General features: G+C 66.8%; 17 protein-coding genes and 4 pseudogenes. 11 read left to right on the forward strand and 10 right to left on the reverse strand.

What is annotated here, in order from left to right:
* Positions 1-459: 459 nt before the first annotated feature.
* Both AB0J57_RS32475 and AB0J57_RS32480 read right to left on the reverse strand, forming a co-directional pair.
* A complete protein-coding gene (locus AB0J57_RS32475; RefSeq protein WP_366131972.1) occupies positions 460-2394 on the reverse strand; it encodes an FG-GAP-like repeat-containing protein in 1935 nt (644 codons plus the stop codon).
* Positions 2395-2443: 49 nt separating this feature from the next.
* Positions 2444-2971, reverse strand: a complete 528-nt coding sequence (locus tag AB0J57_RS32480; protein ID WP_366131973.1) for a hypothetical protein — start codon at positions 2969-2971, stop codon at positions 2444-2446.
* 333 nt (positions 2972-3304) lie between these two features.
* Between AB0J57_RS32480 and AB0J57_RS32485 the strand changes: the two genes are divergently transcribed.
* From AB0J57_RS32485 to AB0J57_RS32495, 3 genes are all read left to right on the forward strand, one after another.
* Positions 3305-7357 (forward strand): DddA-like double-stranded DNA deaminase toxin, encoded by a 4053-nt coding sequence (locus AB0J57_RS32485; protein WP_366131974.1) that lies wholly within the window; start codon positions 3305-3307, stop codon positions 7355-7357.
* Positions 7358-7365: 8 nt separating this feature from the next.
* The gene (locus AB0J57_RS32490) at positions 7366-7815 is read left to right on the forward strand and encodes an Imm1 family immunity protein (protein WP_366132000.1); all 450 of its coding nucleotides are present in this window, start codon (positions 7366-7368) and stop codon (positions 7813-7815) included.
* 285 nt (positions 7816-8100) lie between these two features.
* Positions 8101-8568, forward strand: coding sequence for a hypothetical protein (locus AB0J57_RS32495; RefSeq protein WP_366131975.1), 468 nt, complete (start codon positions 8101-8103; stop codon positions 8566-8568).
* Between the two features lie 131 nt (positions 8569-8699).
* On the opposite strand, the pseudogene AB0J57_RS32500 reads toward AB0J57_RS32495, so the two are convergent.
* Positions 8700-8966 (reverse strand): annotated as a pseudogene (locus tag AB0J57_RS32500) (hypothetical protein); the annotation flags it as partial.
* Positions 8967-8985: 19 nt separating this feature from the next.
* The gene (locus AB0J57_RS32505) at positions 8986-9804 is read right to left on the reverse strand and encodes an IS5 family transposase (RefSeq protein ID WP_366132001.1); all 819 of its coding nucleotides are present in this window, start codon (positions 9802-9804) and stop codon (positions 8986-8988) included.
* 134 nt (positions 9805-9938) lie between these two features.
* Here AB0J57_RS32505 and AB0J57_RS32510 point away from each other — a divergent pair, with 134 nt between their 5' ends.
* Positions 9939-10364, forward strand: a complete 426-nt coding sequence (locus AB0J57_RS32510; RefSeq protein WP_366131976.1) for a contact-dependent growth inhibition system immunity protein — start codon at positions 9939-9941, stop codon at positions 10362-10364.
* Between the two features lie 585 nt (positions 10365-10949).
* On the opposite strand, the gene AB0J57_RS32515 is transcribed toward AB0J57_RS32510, so the two are convergent.
* The 3 genes from AB0J57_RS32515 to AB0J57_RS32525 form a co-directional block, all read right to left on the reverse strand.
* Positions 10950-11393: a nuclear transport factor 2 family protein gene (locus tag AB0J57_RS32515; protein ID WP_366131977.1), complete on the reverse strand. Its 444-nt coding sequence runs from the start codon at positions 11391-11393 to the stop codon at positions 10950-10952.
* 552 nt (positions 11394-11945) lie between these two features.
* A complete protein-coding gene (locus tag AB0J57_RS32520) occupies positions 11946-12437 on the reverse strand; it encodes a hypothetical protein (RefSeq protein ID WP_366131978.1) in 492 nt (163 codons plus the stop codon).
* A gap of 4 nt (positions 12438-12441) precedes the next feature.
* Entirely contained in the window at positions 12442-12588 is a 147-nt protein-coding gene (locus tag AB0J57_RS32525) for a hypothetical protein (RefSeq protein ID WP_366131979.1), read from the reverse strand.
* 151 nt (positions 12589-12739) lie between these two features.
* On the opposite strand from AB0J57_RS32525, the pseudogene AB0J57_RS32530 reads away from it, so the two are divergent.
* Positions 12740-12916: pseudogene (locus AB0J57_RS32530) on the forward strand (IS21 family transposase); the annotation flags it as partial.
* 18 nt (positions 12917-12934) lie between these two features.
* Here AB0J57_RS32530 and AB0J57_RS32535 read toward each other — a convergent pair.
* Together AB0J57_RS32535 and AB0J57_RS32540 are read right to left on the reverse strand one after the other, a co-directional pair.
* Entirely contained in the window at positions 12935-13429 is a 495-nt protein-coding gene (locus AB0J57_RS32535) for a hypothetical protein (protein ID WP_366132006.1), read from the reverse strand.
* A 182-nt stretch (positions 13430-13611) separates the two neighbouring features.
* Positions 13612-13839 (reverse strand): hypothetical protein, encoded by a 228-nt coding sequence (locus AB0J57_RS32540; protein ID WP_366131980.1) that lies wholly within the window; start codon positions 13837-13839, stop codon positions 13612-13614.
* Between the two features lie 306 nt (positions 13840-14145).
* Here AB0J57_RS32540 and AB0J57_RS32545 point away from each other — a divergent pair, with 306 nt between their 5' ends.
* The 6 genes and pseudogenes from AB0J57_RS32545 (at position 14146) to AB0J57_RS32570 (ending at position 17705) form a co-directional block, all read left to right on the forward strand.
* Positions 14146-14625, forward strand: a complete 480-nt coding sequence (locus AB0J57_RS32545; protein WP_366132002.1) for an SMI1/KNR4 family protein — start codon at positions 14146-14148, stop codon at positions 14623-14625.
* 344 nt (positions 14626-14969) lie between these two features.
* Positions 14970-15562, forward strand: a pseudogene (locus AB0J57_RS32550) (transposase); the annotation flags it as partial.
* Positions 15563-15688: 126 nt separating this feature from the next.
* The gene (locus AB0J57_RS32555; protein WP_366132003.1) at positions 15689-16189 is read left to right on the forward strand and encodes a hypothetical protein; all 501 of its coding nucleotides are present in this window, start codon (positions 15689-15691) and stop codon (positions 16187-16189) included.
* Between the two features lie 125 nt (positions 16190-16314).
* A pseudogene (locus AB0J57_RS32560) lies at positions 16315-16537 on the forward strand (transposase); the annotation flags it as partial.
* A gap of 140 nt (positions 16538-16677) precedes the next feature.
* Positions 16678-17109: a hypothetical protein gene (locus AB0J57_RS32565; protein WP_366131981.1), complete on the forward strand. Its 432-nt coding sequence runs from the start codon at positions 16678-16680 to the stop codon at positions 17107-17109.
* Positions 17110-17321: 212 nt separating this feature from the next.
* Positions 17322-17705 (forward strand): DUF6188 family protein, encoded by a 384-nt coding sequence (locus tag AB0J57_RS32570; RefSeq protein WP_366131982.1) that lies wholly within the window; start codon positions 17322-17324, stop codon positions 17703-17705.
* A gap of 31 nt (positions 17706-17736) precedes the next feature.
* On the opposite strand, the gene AB0J57_RS32575 is transcribed toward AB0J57_RS32570, so the two are convergent.
* Entirely contained in the window at positions 17737-17976 is a 240-nt protein-coding gene (locus AB0J57_RS32575) for a DUF6207 family protein (RefSeq protein WP_366131983.1), read from the reverse strand.
* Between the last annotated feature and the right edge of the window lie 558 nt (positions 17977-18534).

An 18534-nucleotide genomic window follows, 5' to 3' on the forward strand; every position in this document is an offset into this window, starting at 1 on the left:
GAGATGCTGGCCAGATACGTGCGCAGGAACGGTCCCGGGGCGGCCCGCCGACGGGGACCTCGAAATGGAAGTCGACCGCCTGGTGACGAAGGACTCCTGCATCATTGTCGGCGGCCCCGACTGGCGCCTGGCCGACCAGCTCCACGACTTCGCCAGCCGCTTCTTCCGCGGGGCGGCCCGACCTCGCCGGGCCGCCCTCGGACAACTGCTGCCCCGGTACCGGTTACAGCATCGGCACCGGCGCACGGCCACCCCGATATCTGCACTGGTAGTAGAGGCGTACTCGTCGACGTGCCCGAGGGAGCATTGTAACTGTTCCCAGTCCATCTGCTTCTTCCGGGCAGAGAATCCGGTACCAGCACCTCTTCGACGCGGTAGCCGGCAAACAGTGGAGCGGGTCGATAGTGCCGCGGGGCCACCGTACGGCCGCGGGCAGCATACGTGATCGGGTTACGGGTCTCAGCTCGTCGTGGTAAGGGAGACGTTGTCGAGGGTGATGGCGGTTTTGATGGGGTTGCCGCCAATCTCGAAGTTCAGCGAGCCGGCCGTGGTGTCGACAGTCGAGGTGAAGGTGTAGCTGTAACGCTTCAAGCCGGTGCCGAGGTCCACAACCTGGTCCAGCGTGGAGGTGTACGGTTCCCCGCTGAGTTGGACGATGGCCCTCATCTGCGCGGCGGCCGATGCCTTGGCATCAAAGGTGAGGGTGTACGTGGCGCCCTTGCGTAGGAGGAAGTCGCTTTGTCCGGCGATGGCTTCCCACGAGGAGGCAGCGTCGGCCTCGACAGTGGCGAGCAATGCGCCTTCGGCATGGCTGATCGAGGCGCGCTCGGTGACCCACCAGCCGTCGACGCTGGTGGTGAAGGTGCCGTTGCGGATCAGATCTACGTAGTGGACCGGGCCCGGAGTGACGATAGGTGTGCTGAAGCCGCCGGTGCCGTTGCCGGGGTAGGCGTAGATGGCTCCGCTGGTGTGGATGGCGATCAGGTCGCCCTTCTTGTCACCGTTGAAGTCGGCGCCAGAGACCAGGCGCATGTTCTGCCAGCCATCGCCGGTCTTCTTCGCACCGTGGAAGGTGCCGTCTCCCTTGCCGGCGTACATGTACAGGGCGCCGGTGTTGTGGACGGCGTAGATGTCTCCCTTGGCATCACCGTTGAAGTCTCCGGCGACGAGCAGACGCATGTTCGACCAGCCGGAGCTGGACACGGCCCCTGAGGCGAAGTTCTTGCCGTTGCCCGCGTAGAAGAAGAGGTTGCCGTTGGTGTGGATGGCGATCAGGTCGCCCTTGCTGTCGCCGTTGAAGTCGGCGGCCGCGAGCAGGCGTATCCCGCCCCACCCGCTTCCGGCGACGGAGGATCCTGTGACGCCGTTCTTACCGTTGCCCGGGTAGAGGTAGATGCTGCCGTTGGTGTTGGCGGCGAGGATGTCGGCCTTGCCGTCACCGGTGAAGTCTGTAGCGGCCAGCAGACGCATGCCGGCCCACTTGCCCTCGCTGACCTTGACGCGTTTGCCGAACTTGCCCTTGCCATCCCCCGGCTGGGCATACAGGTAGTCGTCGGCCGCGTCGATCGTCAGCAGGTCGGCCCTACCGTCACCGTTGAAGTCGGCGGCAGTCATCATCTGAGACCACGACCGCCCCACGGTGGTGGCGACCCAGTCGGCCACGTTGTCCGTGCGCGTGGCGATGGCGTCGGTGCGGGTCTCGGTCTCTCCCAGACAGCCGCCCTGGCGTGACCGGGTGGCCATAGCCACCAGTTCGAGGCGCCCCTCAGCCTCCCGCAGCAGTGGAGCACCGGTGTCGCCCTTGCAGAGGGCGTCGTTTTCAGTGGTCCCGGCCAGTGTGAGTTCGGTCTCGGAAAGGGCGCCGACCTTCATCGACGCGGTGTGGGCGGCGCCGGGAACCCATTCGGTCTTGGTGCGGCCGAACCCGATCGCCTGCAGGGTGTCGCCCTCGCCTGCGGGGGATGCGGCCAGTCCGAGGGGCGCCATACCGGCGGCTGGTGTCGCCAGGCGAGCCATGACCAGGTTGCGGCTGGGAGACGGGACGAGCTCGACGACATCGGCAGTGTGTCCGCCAGTTCCGGTCAGGGAGCTTCGGCCGACGGTGGCGGTGGTCTTGAGGGCGGGCTGGCCCGGAGCGATTTGCGTCGGGTTGACGGAATCTGCAGCGAAGCAGGCCGCAGCGGTCAGTACCCACTGGCCGTCGACCAGGGCACCGGAGCAGGAACGGGTGGTGTCGCCCTCGCCAATGTGGAGGCGGGCGACGGATGCCTGGGTGCTGGCGGGGGAGTCAGGACCGGTGGCGGCCGTGGCTGGGGTGCCGGTCAGCACGGTGGAACTGGCGGCAGCAGCCAGGAGTACGGCGAGCACGGCGGGACGAGTGCGTGTGCGGGACACGGTACGGATCTTCCTTGCTGTGAGACGGGAGGCGACTACGAGTTGGACGTCAGCCGGTGATGCGCAACTCGACGAGGACCGAGCGCTTCTCGCCGCCCTTGTCATCTGCCTCACCGATCGCGGTGACCTGGTCCTTCCCGGCCTCGTAGATCGCCTTCTCGCCGTCGGCCGTGACCGTGGCCCGTACCGCGCGGTCCTGGGTCCACAGTAGGAAGGAGTCCGGAATTTCCATCGCCAGGTAGCCGGTGGTTCCAGTGGCGACGAAGCAGTAGCCCCGCGCCTTGTCAACGCGGGATTCCACCCAGATATCCCGGGCTTCACTGCAGCCGGAAAGGCCGCCGACTCCATCATCCGGCTTGAGCATGATCCGGCCGTCGCCCCGCTTCAGCACGATCTTGCGGTCGTGCAGGATCTTCTCCGCGCCGGGGTGGGTGAAGTCCTCTACCGCGTAGGGAATGTTCTCTGCAGCGGCCGCCTGAGCGTCCCCAGGTGCCGCCGAGGCATTCGCCGCAGCCAAGCCAGTGACCGTCGCCCCCAGAGCAAGCAGGCCGAGTCCCCCGGCCAGCCCTGCCTTCATCGATCGAGATATCAAGGTTTAAACCTTCACGTTCTGCACTATGGTCATACTTCGCCTGCATGATGCGAAGCCAGAGCAAGCTATCAGTAAAGGTCTTGTAAGAAGATCATGTAGGGTCAGTGTGCCGCCTCCATGACCGAAGGCGTGTCGACCGCTACAACCAGTGCGTGATGCTCCGTCAAAAGCTCGCTCCTTCGGTCTGCATGCACGCTGACGCCTGCACCCAGGAGCAGTGCGAACTCCTTGCGGGGCCACGCAGGGGGAATGATGAAGCAACGATCTGACCGCAGGTCACCTTTCGCGCGGAAAGGTGCAGATGGTCGCATATCCGGAGTGGCTTCCTGGAGCCGCCGGCTCGGGGCCATCGCTCTGGCGACGTCTGTTCTGGCTGTCGGAGCAGGTGTCAATCCTGCCGCGGCCGACGATGTCGCCGTCGACCAGGTGGACCAGTGGGACCGTAGCTACGTAGTCAAGGCGTGGCGGGAAGGCGGCCCGGGGGTGAAGGAGGCCGCGGAGGCCGCCTTGACCGGGTCCGACGAGGACATTCTCACCTTCCTCAAGACGGAAGAGGGCTTGGCTCAGTACCACGATGAGCGGGTCGCCGCTGGTCGGATGGCCAGCGTCGGCGGCACAGGCGTGCGTGAGGCAGCCAGAAGGGCTCTGTCCGGCACTCAGGACGACCTCGAGGAATTCCTGATCAACGGCTGGCAGCAGCCGCAGGAGCAGGACAACCGGGTACGCGTCGGACAGATCATGAGCACCGGCGGCAACGGTGTGAAGGACGCGGCTAAGGCCGCCCTTCAGGGCTCCCCTGCAGACGTGCAGAAGTTTCTGGACGAGGGCCAGTACCAAGAACGCGAAACCGACCAGCGGGTCGAGGTCGGGCAGATCATGAGCGTGGGCGGGCCGGCCACCAAGGCCGCCGCCAAGCTCGCCCTGAAGGGCACTCCGCAGGATGTGGCCGAATTCCTGGCCACCGGGCAGTTCACCGCCCGCGCCCGCGATGGAGAGCATGCCACCATCACACAGTTGGCCAAGCAGGCGGAACAGGCCGGCCGTCTGGCCAAGCAAGAGACCGACAGGGCCGTCGAGTCCGCCCAGCAGGCCAAGGTGGCCTCCGAGCTGGCCAAGAAGGCTGCGGAGGTCGCGGCGGCGGAGACCAAGGCAGCAGGCAAGGATTCCGTCCGCGCCGCCAACGCGGCCGCGCGTGCCGCCGAGGCTGCCCGTGGCGCGGCGGCGGAAGCCCGTAACGCCATCGGCGCGGCCCGTGCCGCCAATTCCGCCGCCCGCATAGCGGCCGGTGCCGCGGCCGCAGCCGCGTCTGCGGCGACGAAGGCCGCTAATGCCGCCTCGCGCGCTCTCGGCGCCGCCGCTGACGCCGCTACGGATGCAAGCAAGGCGGATGCCGCGCGCAAGCTGGCGGCCGAGGCTCGCAAGGCCGCCGATCTCGCCACCCAGTCAGCCGCCGCTGCTGAGCAGGCCGGGAAGGCCTCCGAGGCAGCCGACAGTGCCGCCGTTGCCGCCCGCAGCGCGGCCGGCAATGCCAACGCCGCCGCTGATGCCGCGGCCGACGCGGGTACATGGGCCAGCCAGGCCGGTGCCAAGGCTGATGAGGCCAAGGAAGCGGCGGCCCGCGCTCGCCGGCACGCCAACGAGGCCGACCGTGCCGCCACTGCCTCCAGCAACCTGGCGCGTAAATCAGCCGCCGCGGCCTACGCCGCACGGGACAATGCCCGCTCCGCAGCGCAGCACGCCCGCAACGCCGCGGATGCTGCAGATGAGGCCGCTGCCCATGCCGGCGACGCCAGCAAGGCTGCAGCGCAGTCCGCGAAGCACGCCACCGGGGCGAAGAACGCCGCTGACACCGCCGAAAAGGCCGTCGTTACTGCTCAGCAGGTCTTCGCACTCGCCCGTGACGCCGAGGCCGAGGAACTCGCCGACCGTACGGCTGCCGGCGTAGAGGAGGCTGAGGCACGCAGGAAGAACCGCGAGGCGCTCAACGCCAAGATCGCCGAGGTCCTCCAGCAGACCTACTCGCTGGACGGCGAGGCCAGCCAGCTCGCGGCCGAGGCCGCCAAGCCCGGCGCCGACCCCAAGGAACTCGTGGCCAAGGGCCGCGCCCTGGCCGTCAAAGCGATGAAGAACGGCGACCATGGCCCCTGGACTCAGGAAGCCGCTGGGGCCGCCCTCGCTGGCGATGACACGGCCATTCTGGTCTACCTGCGCACCGGGCGCGACGAAGCCGCTGCCCGTGACACTCGCTTCCAGGTAGAACAGCTCGCCTCCGACAGCCCCTACCAAGTCGTGCGCGACGCGGCCGTCCAGGCACTCAAGGGCAGCAACAAGGACGTCGACACCTTCCTGCGTCAGGGCCAGCACCAGGTCGCGGTCACGGAGTACCGGATCAAGGTCGGCCAAGTGCACAGCACTGGTGGGCCCGGAGTGAAGGAAGCCTCCAAGGCGCTGCTCCAGGAGAATGACCCCAAGAAGCTCGCGGCATTCTTGCTGGCGGACCAGTACACCGCGCGTAACACCGACGAACGCGTCCGTGCCGGCCAGCTCCTTTCCAGCGGCGGCCCGGAAGTCCAGGCTGCTGCACGCATCGCCTTGACGGGCCCGGCGGACGAACTACACGAGTTCATCGAGTACGGGCAGTACCAGGCCGACAGCAAAGACCAGCTGACCACCGCCCACATCGCCCAGACCTCCCAGCTCATCGCCCAAGCCGCCCGCACCGCCGCCGATGCCCGCACCAATTCATGGCGGGCCGCCGCTGCTGCCGCCAACGCAGCCAAGGCAGTAACCGAGGCCAACAACGCCGCAACGGAGGCCAAGAAGTCAGAGGCGCAGGCGGCCATATACGCTGCCGATGCCGACAAGTCCGCCAGTGCCGCTGAGACCTCAGCAGTCCAGGCTGCCAAGTCCGCCGCCACCGCCCGCAAGGCAGCCGCCGACGCCAACCGCGACGCCGACAACGCCGAAGCCTCCGCCTTCCGGGCTCAGTTCTCCGCCAACTACGCCCGAGACTCCGCAGCCAAGGCCCGGAAAGCCGCAGACGAGGCCCGCGAAAGCGCCGAGCGGGCCGGTAAGAGCTCGGAGGCTGCGGCAGCCGACGAGAAGGCCGCCTGGACCAAGACCGAGCAGCTGCTGAAGGCAGAGCTCGAGGAAGCCAAGCGCCAGGCCGAGGCGGAACTCGAGCGGAAGCAGCAGGAAGAGGAAGACCGACGGAGCCGCACCTGCTATCAGCCCCTCACCGAAAGGGGCGACTACGCCTTCCTCCAGTGCGTCAAGAGGAACGGTGACAAGGCGATCATCGAGCCGCCCCAGGTCCCGGGCTTCCTGAAGGACCTGGCCCTGGAGTTGACGGGCATCAATGGCATCCTCGACTGCCTCGACGACCCGCAGTTCAAGAAGTGCACTCTCGCGCTCGCCGAGGTCATTCCCGCAGGGAAACTCCTCAAGTTCCGCAAGCTTGAAAAGCTCGGAGAGCTCGCGGAGAAAGTCCGCCTCCGGAAGCCGAACTGCCCCGCCTGCTTTCTCCCCGGCACCAAGGTGCTCATGGCGGGAGGCAGCACCAAGAACATTGAGGAAATCCGGCCCGGTGACCGGGTCCTCGCCACCGACCCCGCCACTGGCGTAACCAGTCCGCAACCGGTCGCCCGACAGATCATCACCAAGGATGACAAGTGGTTCAGTGAACTTACGGTCAGCACCCCCAGCGGCCCTGAGAAGCTGAACCCGACCTACGAGCACCTCTTCTGGTCCCCGTCCGAGAAGACCTGGGTTAGGGCCGCAGATCTCCGCAAGGGCATGACACTCCGCACCCCAGACGGTGCTGAGCACGTCACTGTCGAGAAGAACCGGCCATATTCCCTTCGTACGACTACGTACAACCTGTCGGTCTTCGGGGTCCACACTTACTACGTACTGGCCGGCACCACACCGGTCCTCGTCCACAACTGTTTCGAGTTCGACCCGAAGGCCATAGGTCACGGTCTCCCCGAATGGAAAAAGGGTGACCCGACCCTGGGACGCTTCATTGACGGTGAAGGTATCTCCCACGAAATGGTGAGTGGTCGGCCAGCAGAGGACCTAAGGCTGATCGACCTTGTCAACGAGAGGCTCCAGAAGAAGGGCCTTAAAGGCAAGAGCGGCAATGCGGACCATGTGGAGGTGAAGTTCGCCGCCCTCATGTGGGAGCAGGGGATCGATAGTGCCGAGATCGTCATCAATTACCCGACGGGGCCGTGCATGCTGCCACTGGGTTGTAACGACGTTCTCAATGCAGTGCTGGGAAACAAGACGCTCAAGGTACACTGGCCGGACGGAAAGGGCGGCTACCAGTCGCACACCTATGGCAACGGGCGCCCGAAGAGAAAGAGCTAGACGTGGCAATGCGCGGAATCAGAGCAATATACCAGCCCGAGCACTTCGAGAATCCGCGAATTCTCACTACCCTCGAAGACGTCGATGACATGTTCAACGTCCTCCTGGCAGAGGACATCCATGCGGTCCAGTTCTTCTCGCTGGACCGACCGGACACGCCCGACGGATGGCCCGATCACGAGCTCATCGCAGGCGTACGTAAGGACAGGGAGGCGGGAGTTCTGTCCTCGATGGATGCTAACTGCGAGCCGGTAGGTCACGTAGTATCCGTCGGCAATCCCGAACTTGGCCGAGGGCCCGTGTACTACACGTGTGTCGACTCGGTCCACGACTTCCCACTCTTCTCGGAAATCCCCATCGAGAAGGTACGCCAAGCCGTCAAGGAGTTCGTGATTTCAGGTGGGAAGCGGCCCGCGTGTGTTGAGTGGGATGACCCTGGCGTCTACGAAGAGTATTAAGATCTGGCCTTTCTGGTCGATTACGAGGCACTTCGCATAGCGGTGAGGGGGGAGAGGCGCATACGCCTCTCCCCCCTCACCGCTATGCGAAGTGCCGCAGATTGCCATCACTCATCCGGTACCCGCTGCTGGTCATTACCGTTGCTCGATGTTCATTCGACGCTCGGGACCACGGTGCGGCGGATGGTGGCGCGACCCACCCGTGGACCGGCTGAAACCGGCCCCCACCGCTACTCACCGACCTACGATCGACAGCGATGACCGCCGGCATGTGAAGGAGCGGATGTGGCGCATCTGATCAATCGGCAGCATCTGGATGCTGACGTGGGCTTTCATAGCTTCAGCTTCCAGGAGTCCGACGACGCCGTGCTTCCGGTTCCGTACCCCGATGATTTTGCCTTCGGTACCTTCTTGAGCGCTCATCCCGGCCGCGTCGACATCTACAGTGCCGGCCACACCCATACTGCCGCGGTCACGGTCGACGTATGGGACAGGCCGGCGCCCGACCCGTCGGACACGGTGTGGGATGAGCAAGCGGAGGTCGACTTCGACTCCACCGGCGGGCAAGTGGCGTTGTGGTCGATGAGCCTAGGCCGCACGGACAGCGTGATTCACCTTGCCGATGGTGGTGGGTCGTGGTGGGTGCGGGTCAGCTGTGCCGGCCGCGAGGAAGCCGAGCGGCAATCCGAGGAAACGGATACCGCCGACGGGGTGGAGCGGTACTTGGTCCAGTTCTGGCCCCGGTTGCCCTGACGCGGGACTGGGGCAGCGGCCATCCGGGCCGCCGCCCGCTCCGGTTCAGGAGGTGACCTGGACCAGAAACCCGTCCTCGAGCCCGTATTCAGGCGGTTCTTGGCGTAAAAGCCGAGGAGCAGGCTTCCTGCGGCGCCGTTGTCCGCCTTGTCGACCGGCTTGACGGAGAAGTTGAACTTCTTGGCGTCGGGGTCGTAGTCGGGCTGCGCGGCGCCCTCGTAGGTGGTGGCGAAGGGATACTCGTCACACTCGCGGGTCGCGCCCTGGCTGTAGTTGTCGCCCCAGTACCGCTTGCACTGCTTGACCGCGGCCTTCCGGTTGTCGTCCCTTCGGCGCGTTTGGACGAGCCGGTGCAGCGGTTCCTTGGCGACCTGCCCGGGCACCTTCTTCGCGGCCATCTCGGGCTTAGACGGTGTCCTATGTGGTGAGGCGGAGCAGTCGCTTGTAGCAGCACAGGGCTGCGGCGAGGCCGAGAAAGGCCAGGTAGTTGCGGGAATGGCGTTCGTAGCGGGGGCTGAGTCGGCGGTAGCCGGACAGCCACGAGATCGTCCGCTCGATCACCCAGCTGCGGCGGCCCAGCCGTTCGCTGGACTCGATGCCTTTGCGGGCGATGCGCACGCCGATGCGCTTGCCTCGTAACCATTTACGCAGCTGCGGGATGTCGTACGCCTTGTCGGCATGCAGGCGCTGAGGCTTGAGGTGGCGACCGCGCTGGGGGTCGTGTCTCCTTTGGTGACCCTCGACCATGGGCTTCAGTGCTTCGCTGTCGTGGGTGTTGGCGGCCGAGACGCCGACGACCAGGGGCAGTCCGTTCGCGTCCGACAGGACGTGCATCTTGGAACCCGGCTTGCCCCGGTCCACGGGGCTCGGACCTGTGAGTTCCCCCCCCTTTTTAGCCCGCACGTGAGCGGAGTCGAGGACCACGCGCGAGACGTCGATGAGCCCTGCGTCGTCGAGCTTGTGCAGGACGGCCTCGTGCAGCCGGCCCCACACCCCGGCACGCGACCAGATCAGGAACCGGCGGTGCGCGGTCGACTTCGATATCCCGAAACACGGCGGCAGAGCCCGCCAGGCGCAACCGCTGACCAGCACGTAGATGATCGCCGCGAACAGCGTCTCATCAGGCGTGTCCGGCGTTCCGCCGCCCTGTGGCCGCACCTTCGACGGCGGGATCAGCGGCTTCGCGATCTCCCACAGCCCGTCCGGAACAATCCAACTCCACGTACCCCGCCCCATACGCAGGCCAACGAGCGATCGCCACATAGGACACCGTCTAAGACGTCGTTTCTTCTGTCCATCCCCCAGCAAGGGACGCACCAGCGGCCAGACCCCCCCTGATCACTCGTGGTGGCCCCACCACAATGAGCCCCATGGACCTTCTGCTGCACCTGGACCGCACGCTCGATGAGCTGGACCCACCTCGCTGGGCACCTCCTGGCCTGGACGCGACCCGTTTGATGCGCAAGGTGCATGAGTTGCGGCAGGTCCCGCTGGGCGAACTGGGGCCAGCGGATCTGCGCACCCTCGTCTCTCAACAGGTGGCACTGCCCTACGTTCTTCCGCTCGCCGTGCGCTTGCTGCGCGAGGAACCGCTGCTTGACGCCTACTTCTACGACGGTGATCTGCTGCTTGCCGTGGTGAATGTCCCCGCTTCGGCCTGGGACCTGTACCCGCACCTCCGCACGCAGTTGCGCTCCGTGATCGCGGCCCTGCCGGAGGCAGAAGCAGCCGACCTGCCCGGCGGCGCTGCTGAGGACCTCGCCCATTTCGTCGCCCAGCCCGACATGCTTCGCTGACCGAAGGCACGGCTCAAAAAAGGGGGGAAGCCGGCGCGGACACCGGGGTGAACAAGCCGGCATCATCACCCGCCTGCGCCACTGGACGTGCGCGTTCCTGCCCTGCGTCCGTACGGTCCACTTGCCCGGCTCGACAGGACAGCAGGGCTTGGCGGTCCCGCGCTCCGTTCGCACGCCGCGCGGGATCGCCACCACAGCCCGACGCGCAGGGCCGCGAGTCCGCCGTGTCGGTTTCGCGGTGAGTGCGGCGGCCAGGCAACGAGACGTCAGCCGCAGCGCGGGAGCGGCCCGACGACCGTTGCCCGCCCACCCCGGCCCGCCGTCCAGCCGTCTTGACGCCGGCCGACCGCCGACTCGCCTCGCTTCCGTGTCGTGGAGGGGTCGTACGCCGTCGTCCGGCTGGGCTTTTGCCGTTCCGGTGCCGGGGAGGCGCCGCCCGCCGCTGTCGCGCCGTTGGGGGTGGGGTGGCTGCGCGGTCGGTACGGGCGCGGGCGGGCGGGGTCAGCAGCGCGGCGTGCGCGGGGACTGATGGCGGCAGGTGGCCGGCGGCCGCGGCCTCGCGCGCGGTCGTGCCGGGCCCGGAGTTCAGTCCATAGGCTCGACGAGCGCGGCGCGTGTTGGTTCCGGCGGAAAGGGCCGCCCATAGTACCGGGTGTCGTGCAGGATCCGGCCCTCCTGGTCGAGTTCGAGGACCGCGACCACGTACCAGATCTCGCCTCCGTAGTCGTTGACGCCCTCCAGCACCCACACCGGCCCTGAGCCGGTCACCCGGTGCACCTGGATCGTCGGCGGAGCCGGGTACTCCTCCTGCATCCGCCGCATCGCCTCGCGGCCCCGGATCCGCTCACCGGACTGCGGCATCTCCATCACGTAGTCGGGGTGGCGCACCTCGTACTCCGCCTCCGGCGAGAGTGCCGCCGGGCCGGGTCCGAACAGCCGTCCCACGGCCTCGCGCATGGCGGTCGCGTCATGGCCTGTCACCGCGGCCCGCATGAGTTCACGGACCTCGGTGCTCTCGTGCTTAGACATGTCCACCTCCGCAGACGCCCTTCTTCACCGTACGGGCGCGGTCACCGCTCCGCCTGGCGTACGGCGGCCTGCCGTTCGGCGGCGGCTGCGGCCTCGGCGGCGAGCTCGGCTTGGACGACGTCGTGGGCGAGCCGACGGAATTTGCTGACCTGCTGGAACCCGGCCTTCCCGGCGTAGAGGTCCCATGAAGGACTGCGCAGAGCCCCGGCGGACCGCCGTACGGCGATGTCGTCGGTCTGGGACGTAAAGCTGGTTGGTTCCCAGCGTTCCCAGAGGACGTCCGGGAGGGACTCAGAAAATTGCGACGGGGTTATTGAAACCCGCGGCGAGCAAGAAGGACCCCTGGTCGGGGCAACCCGACCCGGGCCCGCTGTCTCCCCAGCAGTCTCACGCCCCTCGGCGGACCGACTGGGCTCCCGCACCCGGCCGCACACCGTCGGCGTACCTGCCGCTCCGACGTCCCGCCTGCGGCCGTCCTGCCCAAACCGGAAACCCTGCCGCGGCCCAGGAGCCGATGACCGACGTCGTCGGCTGTCGCGCGTCGCGTCGGGCTCAGCCGCCCTGGAGCCGGAGCCGGAAAGCGGGGCAGACGTCCGGGTCGTCCTCCGCGTAGAGGTAGGTGCGTCCGTCGTCCTCGGCGATCGACAGGGAGTCGAGGGTGTCCCCATCCAGGAAGCGCTCCGGTGTGGTGAAGGAGAGGGACAGGTGCGCGAACTCGGTGGCTGAGGTGCCGCCCTGCACCACGGACCAGGTGCCGGACCCGTCGAAGGACTCGCCGAGTTCCCTCCGGTACCAGTCACCGGTCGGCCAGTCGTGCACGGTGACCGTGCCGCTGCCCGGCTCGCTCTCCGACGCCTTCAGGGTGAGCGTCACGCCCTCCGCGTCGCTCTCGCCCCGGTAGGTGCCGGCAAGTTCCCCGGAGGTCGCGCCGACCGCCTGCTTCCCCATGCAGTGCTCGACAGCGGTGGACGCCGACGAACAGCCCGGCAGGCAGGTCAGCAGAGCCAGCACGGCGGCGGCCGTCGGCAGACCTGCTCGGGACATCGACTCACTTCTCCTTCGCCGGAATGCGCTCGGTCCAGACGATCTTCTGGTCCACGGACGAGAAGACGCCCTCCTCGCGGTTGAACTTCTCCAGCCAGTCGTAGTGGCCGAAGTAGTGCAGGAACGACTCATTGCTGGTGTTGTTTTTCATGGTGTACTCGACCACCAGGGCTCCCGCTGTCGGCGTACACGTGAACGTGCCCAGTCACGTACGGATGAACGTGCTCAGTTTGTGAGGTGCGGGAAGCCGTTGATGGGCAATCTGCTGCTTGATCTGTTGGGGCAGCAGAGGGCGGCTGGTCATGGTTTTGGACCCTCATCGGTGGTTGGAGCTTCGCCGGTTCCGCGGTCTGTATGAGTCCGGCGCGGTCAGCCTGTCGTAGATCGTGAAGAAGACCGGGCTGAACCGCCGGACGGTCCGGAAGTACCTGTCGGCCCAGGCCACGGTGGTGCCGCCGCGACGGGCGACCAGTGGTCAGCCATGGTAGCGGCGTCCATCACCGGATGACCGAAATCTCCGGCAGTGGCTGCTGCCATTCACCCAGCTCGGCAACGAGTACCCGGCGGGCCAGCCGTCGGGTATGACTCCACCCCTCATCGACGGACAACGCGCCCCTCGTCCATCGATCAGCGTTCTCCGTACCGCTCATCTTGCTGAGGACAGCGTCGATCTCCCGCAGGTCAGGCAGAACGCCGCAACCGAGTTGCCCTTCGTCCACCAGGGCTTCTGCCATGCCAAAGGCATGATCGAAGTCCAGGGCGATCTCATCCGTCACCACGTCGTGCTGGGCCAACCAGGCAACCTGGGACGGGGCATCAGCGGACAGCACGGCCAGCGACTCAAGCAACAAGTGCCGACGGAACAAAGGACCAGGACTCTCCATAACACGATCGTCGCACGCGTCCACCTGCCCGAGCCCACGAACGAACACCTGGCTGAGCACATTCATCCGTACTTCGTTGAGCACTTTCACAAGTACGCCGACACCCACGTCCGCTTCGCCACCGCCGGCGGACTGAAGGAATACGCGGGCGCGGCCCCATCACCCGGGCCTCCGGCAAACGCAAGTACGCCGGCCGCCGGTTCGTGAAGAACAACCGGCTCAACCACGCCGGACACTTCGATGAGCCGACGGCCTTCCCGACCCCAGCGCCCGGCTGATCCCGCTGCGGATCACTCTGGGATGGTTAGACCAGCTTCCCTCAGCCGGGGAAGACAGATGGCCAAGCAGTCCGCTACGGACTTCGCGTCGGTGCGGACGAGCAAGCCCTCCCGGAACGGAGCCCCACTGGCCACGAACGTCCAAGGCTTGGTGCCGACACGCATGCGCTCGGCATCTGCCTTGAAGATGACCGTTACGCCCTGCTCGGCCAGCACTTCCATGATCCGTACGACGTCCATTGTTCCCCCGGTTCGATCAAGCGAGGAGCCACGCTACATGGGGACATGACCGGCTCCCTTGACGGGTTAGGCGCATGAGGTGTCTTCTCCACGCGATAGCCGTGGGGAAGGGGACGGGCTCGAGTTCTTGGCGGCTGGGTCGCTGAGCTTTTTCTTTAACGTCCGGCCGCCCTGTGACGTCGGAGGTTGAGCGATGTCATCGAAGATTGATGGCCGGGGGCGTGCCACCGAAGTTTCAGCGGTCGCTAGTCTGTGTCGGTGACACCCACGAATGATCGGCAGTTCCCTGAGGCACTCGCCGCCGCCATGGTGACCCCATTCGACTATGACGACGGACGCGGGGTGGACTTCGAGCCCTTCCTGGCGTTCCTGTCTGCCGAGGAGACCACCGACTGGTTCCGCGCCTGGCTCGGGAACCCCGATCTGAACGGTGACGACTTCCGCGTGTTCGGGCAGGACGGCTCCGGCGGGTACGCGGCGCTCTGGCTGGCCCGGCCTGATCGGTCGCTGGTTGAGCAGCCTGTGGTCTTCCTCGGATCCGAGGGAGAGACCGGCGTTGTCGCCCGCGATCTGGGGGACTTCTTGTGGCTGCTGGCTGACGGCGTAGGCCCCTGGGAAGCGGCCACCCCGTACGAGAGCGAGCGGATCCCGCGTCCCATTCCCGAGCTGACAGCCGTCGCAGAACGGTTCGCGCCGACTCGGCGCCGCCCAGCCGCTGAGGTGATTGCGTTGGCTATGCAAGAGTTCCCGGACTTCGATGACATCATCATGAAACTCTGCCGCTGAGCCTGCGATCCGCTGGCCCGGTGCTCAAACTTCCCTACGTTGTCTGACGGGACAGGGCGAGCCCTTCGTATGGTTCTCCCATCCAGGGGAGAGGCGGTCGATGACCGTCCTTGAGTCTGTGACTGGTGCCGGTCCGGGATTCCGGCCCGGATGCGTCCTGGCCGTCTACGCGGTATGGACCGTTGGGTTGGTCGTCATGCCGTACACGGTGCCACGATCCCGAACAGTGCCTTGAACGTTTTCGCTCTCCTGTGGATTCGCCGGACGTGGGGTCGGCCCATCATGTGCTCCGACCAAGGCGCACACGTAACCACGACGAAGGCCGTGAGGGTGAGTCTGACGCTATCCGGGGGGAAGCGTTCGCGAAGGCGTCTCGTTTCCGGGGCGAGTTCTATGAGTGTCTGACAGCCCGGCGTGACGGACTGTTCGAGCTGACAGATGCCCTGCTGTGCGTCGACGGCCCGGGTGGTCCCGCCGGTGGATCTGACGCTGGTGCCCGAGCACCGTCGTGGGCACGGAGCGTTGTACGGAGCCCTCAACCACGGCCGCATCGACATCGAGCGGCTGCGGATGGTGCTGGCCGGGCTGCCGCTGCCCCACCCCGAAAGTCCGTACTCCCCCAGCGGACCGCTGGAGCTGGCTTCTGGTCGTCGCCCACACCCAGCTCCGCCTCGCCCGGCCACTGGCTGCCGATCTCCGCTGGTCCTGGGAGAAGCCGGCCAGGCCCGAAGGCCTCACGTCGGCCCGGGTCCGCCGCGGGTTCAGGAACATCCGTGCGCACCTGCTCTGCCCGGCCCGTGTTCCTCAACCGACCGGAACTGGTCCCGGACGACCCCTCGGCTCGAAGAACCGGCGGCCCGCCATCCGCTATGACGTCGGCAAAACCGTCAAACGCCCCGAGACCCTCAAGGCCATCGGCAGACCAGGTCGGTCCTGGTCTTGTAGAAGAAGCTCAGCTTGTTCTTTAACCTTCGTCCGGCTCCTGACAGGGTGGCTGGCGGGCCTGGGAGTGACCGGCCGAATCGGGATGCGCTGGTCTGCGGGACAGATGCATACTGACCGGATGGTCTTGTTCTCTGGTCGGTTCCAGGATCCGCGCAGTAGCCAGTACGACTTCATCGGCTCGATCATTGTGCGATGCCCCGGCTGCGCGAGGGCCGCTCGTGTCGTTCTAACGCCCGCGGACTCCGATCCAGGGGGTCGGATGCTGTTCAGGCCGCGACGTCTGGTCTGTTGTGGCTGCGGACTGTCACGGGTGTGGAGCGGTCGTCTTGTCACGCTCTCCCGTGGCACAGCTCAACCCGCGACGGATCCGTACCTCGGTATGCCGCTGTGGCTCCAGATTGAGACCCGTCGTGGGTGGTTGTGGGCGTACAACCTCGAACACCTCGACTTGATCCGCCGTTTCGTCCAAGCGCCGCTGCGAGAACGAGCGTCCTGGTACGACACCGGGCAGAAGATGACTTTGGTGGCCCGCCTTCCGGCATGGATCAAGCGAGCGAAGAACCGAGACGAGGTCCTGCGTGCCATCAGCCGGATCCATGCGTCACTGGCTGCCGCCTGAGCTGTTCATAAGGCGCGCGAACGCCGCTCAGACTTGATCACGGCTTGTGCTATTCGGCTGACGTGCGGGCGGCCTCCGCCTGAGCATGGGCTCCGACCAAGGTGCACGTGACAGCGACGAGGGCCGTGAGAGCGAGTCTGCTGCCCGATGCCGTCCGGGGAGGGGCATTCGCGGAAGCGTCACGCTTCTGGGACGAGTTGTTATGCGTGTCTGACCGTTCGGGGCGATGAGCTGTTCGAGCTGGCGGACGCGGTGCTGTGCGCGCCTGGCGCGGTGCACTCGGCAGTCGAGCTGACCCACCTTCCTGACCACCGGCGGGGGCACGGAGCGATGTACGACGGCCTCAACCAGGACCGGAGCGACACCGGGCGGCCGCGATAGGTGCTGGCCGTTGTCGGGCCGACACCGTCTGCCGGGGCCGCCCGTCCTCGTCCTCGGGTAGCGGATGATCGCGTACGCTGCGCTTTCGCAGTATTCGAGGGGGGACCATGCGTAAGATCCACAAGTTGTTGCTCGCTGCTCTGGCGGCTGTCATCGTCGTGGGCGCGGTGGTGTTCGTCGTGCAGGACCGCAAGGAGGCGGAGCGTGCGGCGGAGCGGGAATCGCTTCGCCTGGCCGCCGAGAGCATCTTCCAGGCCAGGGCTGACAAGAAGGATGCGCTGTGGCGACAGTACGCCGCTCCAGCGGGGCGTGTGTGGAGTGAGGCGCGGGCGAGGGCCACGCTGAACCGGGTGGAGATCCAGGGGAAGCGGGCGAAGGTGTGGATTCAGGAGATCACGACGCCCTACACGACCAATAGCTCCGGCACCGATCCGCAGCCGGACATTCCCTACGTAGGGCAGTACGTCTACGTCTTCGAGCCGGCCGGAGAGGGTTGGACGTTCGTCAAGGACGTGACGAAGCAGGAGTTCGGCATCTGAGCGGGTACCCAGCCAGTGTTGCCAGTGACAGGGCGCCGTGGTGGCCGCGGTCGTTCTGCCGCCAGCCTGTTGCGCGCCAGGCCGGGCAAGATACTCGGCCGGAGAACTCCGGCGGAGCGCCCATCTACACTGCTCAAGGCCCAGTAGAGCCGGTCGTCGGCTTTCCGTCGACATACGGCACAACCGCGGTAGGGGGAGCGGTGAAAGTACCCGTGGAGCTGGTCGGCACTCGTGTCACGCGCACGGCCTTCGACCACCAGGTCCGGATCAGCTTCACCGATCAGGCCCCAGGCGGCCGGACCCGCATCGAAGGTGAGCTCGTCATCGAGACACCGTTCACCCTCACAGACGCCTCGGGCCACCAGGCCCTCATGACGCCGGGCACCGGACCGTCCTTGGCGCCGCTACTCGGCTTGTTCGCCAAGGTCGTCACCGAAACCGAGGTCACTGGGCATGGCACCCTGTCGCTCGGCTTCGATGACGGCACTCGGCTCAGCGTCGATCCAGACCCCCACTACGAGTCGTGGAACCTCACCGGCTCAGGAATCGATCCCGTCCTGGTAGGCCCAGGCGGCGAAACCGACTGGCAACACTGATCACCGCCGCAACTCGACACCATTGCGGCACTCAACCTGTGTTGCGACAACCGCTGGAATCCGCCCCCGGGGTGGAGGGGCGTCGGATGTCCGCATACACCCGCACCCCGACCCCGGGCTCGCCGGGGGCGCGCCACACCGGGCTGATCCCGGAGGTCGCCCACTTGTGCTGGAGGCCCTCCATCACCGCGGCGAGGGTGTCCTCGTCCGCGGCGAGGGCGTCCAGGACCACGAGCCACGGCTCGGCGATGTGCTGTTCATCGATCTGCATGCTCCCACCGACGGCTCCGCCCAATTCCCGGTTCGCCGGCCGCTGGGGAAGCTCCGGCACGAGGGGCTGCGGACCATCGACTGGCCCCGCGTCGGTCGCGCGGTCCGTGCCTGGGCCGTAGACATGAAGGGGCAGCCGCGGTCTGCTGACAGGGCTGGAGCGGGCTGCGCCCTCATCGTCGGGGAGCCGTGCCAACCACCCCCGAGCGGCACGGCTCCCTGCCAGGAGCGAGGACCCGGTCGTGCTTCGTCCTCCGGTGGAGCCGATGCTCGCCCAGGCCCGGGAGACCCCCCCGGCCCCAGGCGTCCTGCCGGGTGGGCTCGCGTTCCAGGCGAAGTCTCGTCGGCTACCGGTCCCCAATGTCCACGCGTCGCGGCCGACGGGCCGGTGCTCCGTCAGTCCCGGCGCGGCAGCCTGATCCAGCGGCTCTTCCCCGACCTCTGGACCCGCGAATGGCTGACGGCCGGGCAACGCCCGGTCACGATTTGCGGCGGCGTGTGCTTCGACTTCTCCGGGCCGATCCCCCTGGGCCCGACACGCGATGCCGGGCCGGCGTGA

It is taken from the genome of Streptomyces sp. NPDC049837, from assembly GCF_040674455.1.
Lineage (GTDB): Bacteria > Actinomycetota > Actinomycetes > Streptomycetales > Streptomycetaceae > Streptomyces.

Bases quoted from the DNA above. Each gene is read 5' to 3' on its own strand.
- AB0J57_RS32480 (WP_366131973.1), bottom strand. From the start codon at position 2,971: ATGAAGGCAGGGCTGGCCGGGGGACTCGGCCTGCTTGCTCTGGGGGCG.
- AB0J57_RS32490 (WP_366132000.1), top strand. From the start codon at position 7,366: ATGCGCGGAATCAGAGCAATATACCAGCCCGAGCACTTCGAGAATCCG.
- AB0J57_RS32505 (WP_366132001.1), bottom strand. From the start codon at position 9,804: ATGGGGCGGGGTACGTGGAGTTGGATTGTTCCGGACGGGCTGTGGGAG.
- AB0J57_RS32510 (WP_366131976.1), top strand. From the start codon at position 9,939: ATGGACCTTCTGCTGCACCTGGACCGCACGCTCGATGAGCTGGACCCA.
- AB0J57_RS32515 (WP_366131977.1), bottom strand. From the start codon at position 11,393: ATGTCTAAGCACGAGAGCACCGAGGTCCGTGAACTCATGCGGGCCGCG.
- AB0J57_RS32520 (WP_366131978.1), bottom strand. From the start codon at position 12,437: ATGTCCCGAGCAGGTCTGCCGACGGCCGCCGCCGTGCTGGCTCTGCTG.
- AB0J57_RS32525 (WP_366131979.1), bottom strand. From the start codon at position 12,588: ATGAAAAACAACACCAGCAATGAGTCGTTCCTGCACTACTTCGGCCAC.
- AB0J57_RS32540 (WP_366131980.1), bottom strand. From the start codon at position 13,839: ATGGACGTCGTACGGATCATGGAAGTGCTGGCCGAGCAGGGCGTAACG.
- AB0J57_RS32545 (WP_366132002.1), top strand. From the start codon at position 14,146: ATGGTGACCCCATTCGACTATGACGACGGACGCGGGGTGGACTTCGAG.
- AB0J57_RS32555 (WP_366132003.1), top strand. From the start codon at position 15,689: ATGGTCTTGTTCTCTGGTCGGTTCCAGGATCCGCGCAGTAGCCAGTAC.
- AB0J57_RS32565 (WP_366131981.1), top strand. From the start codon at position 16,678: ATGCGTAAGATCCACAAGTTGTTGCTCGCTGCTCTGGCGGCTGTCATC.
- AB0J57_RS32575 (WP_366131983.1), bottom strand. From the start codon at position 17,976: ATGCAGATCGATGAACAGCACATCGCCGAGCCGTGGCTCGTGGTCCTG.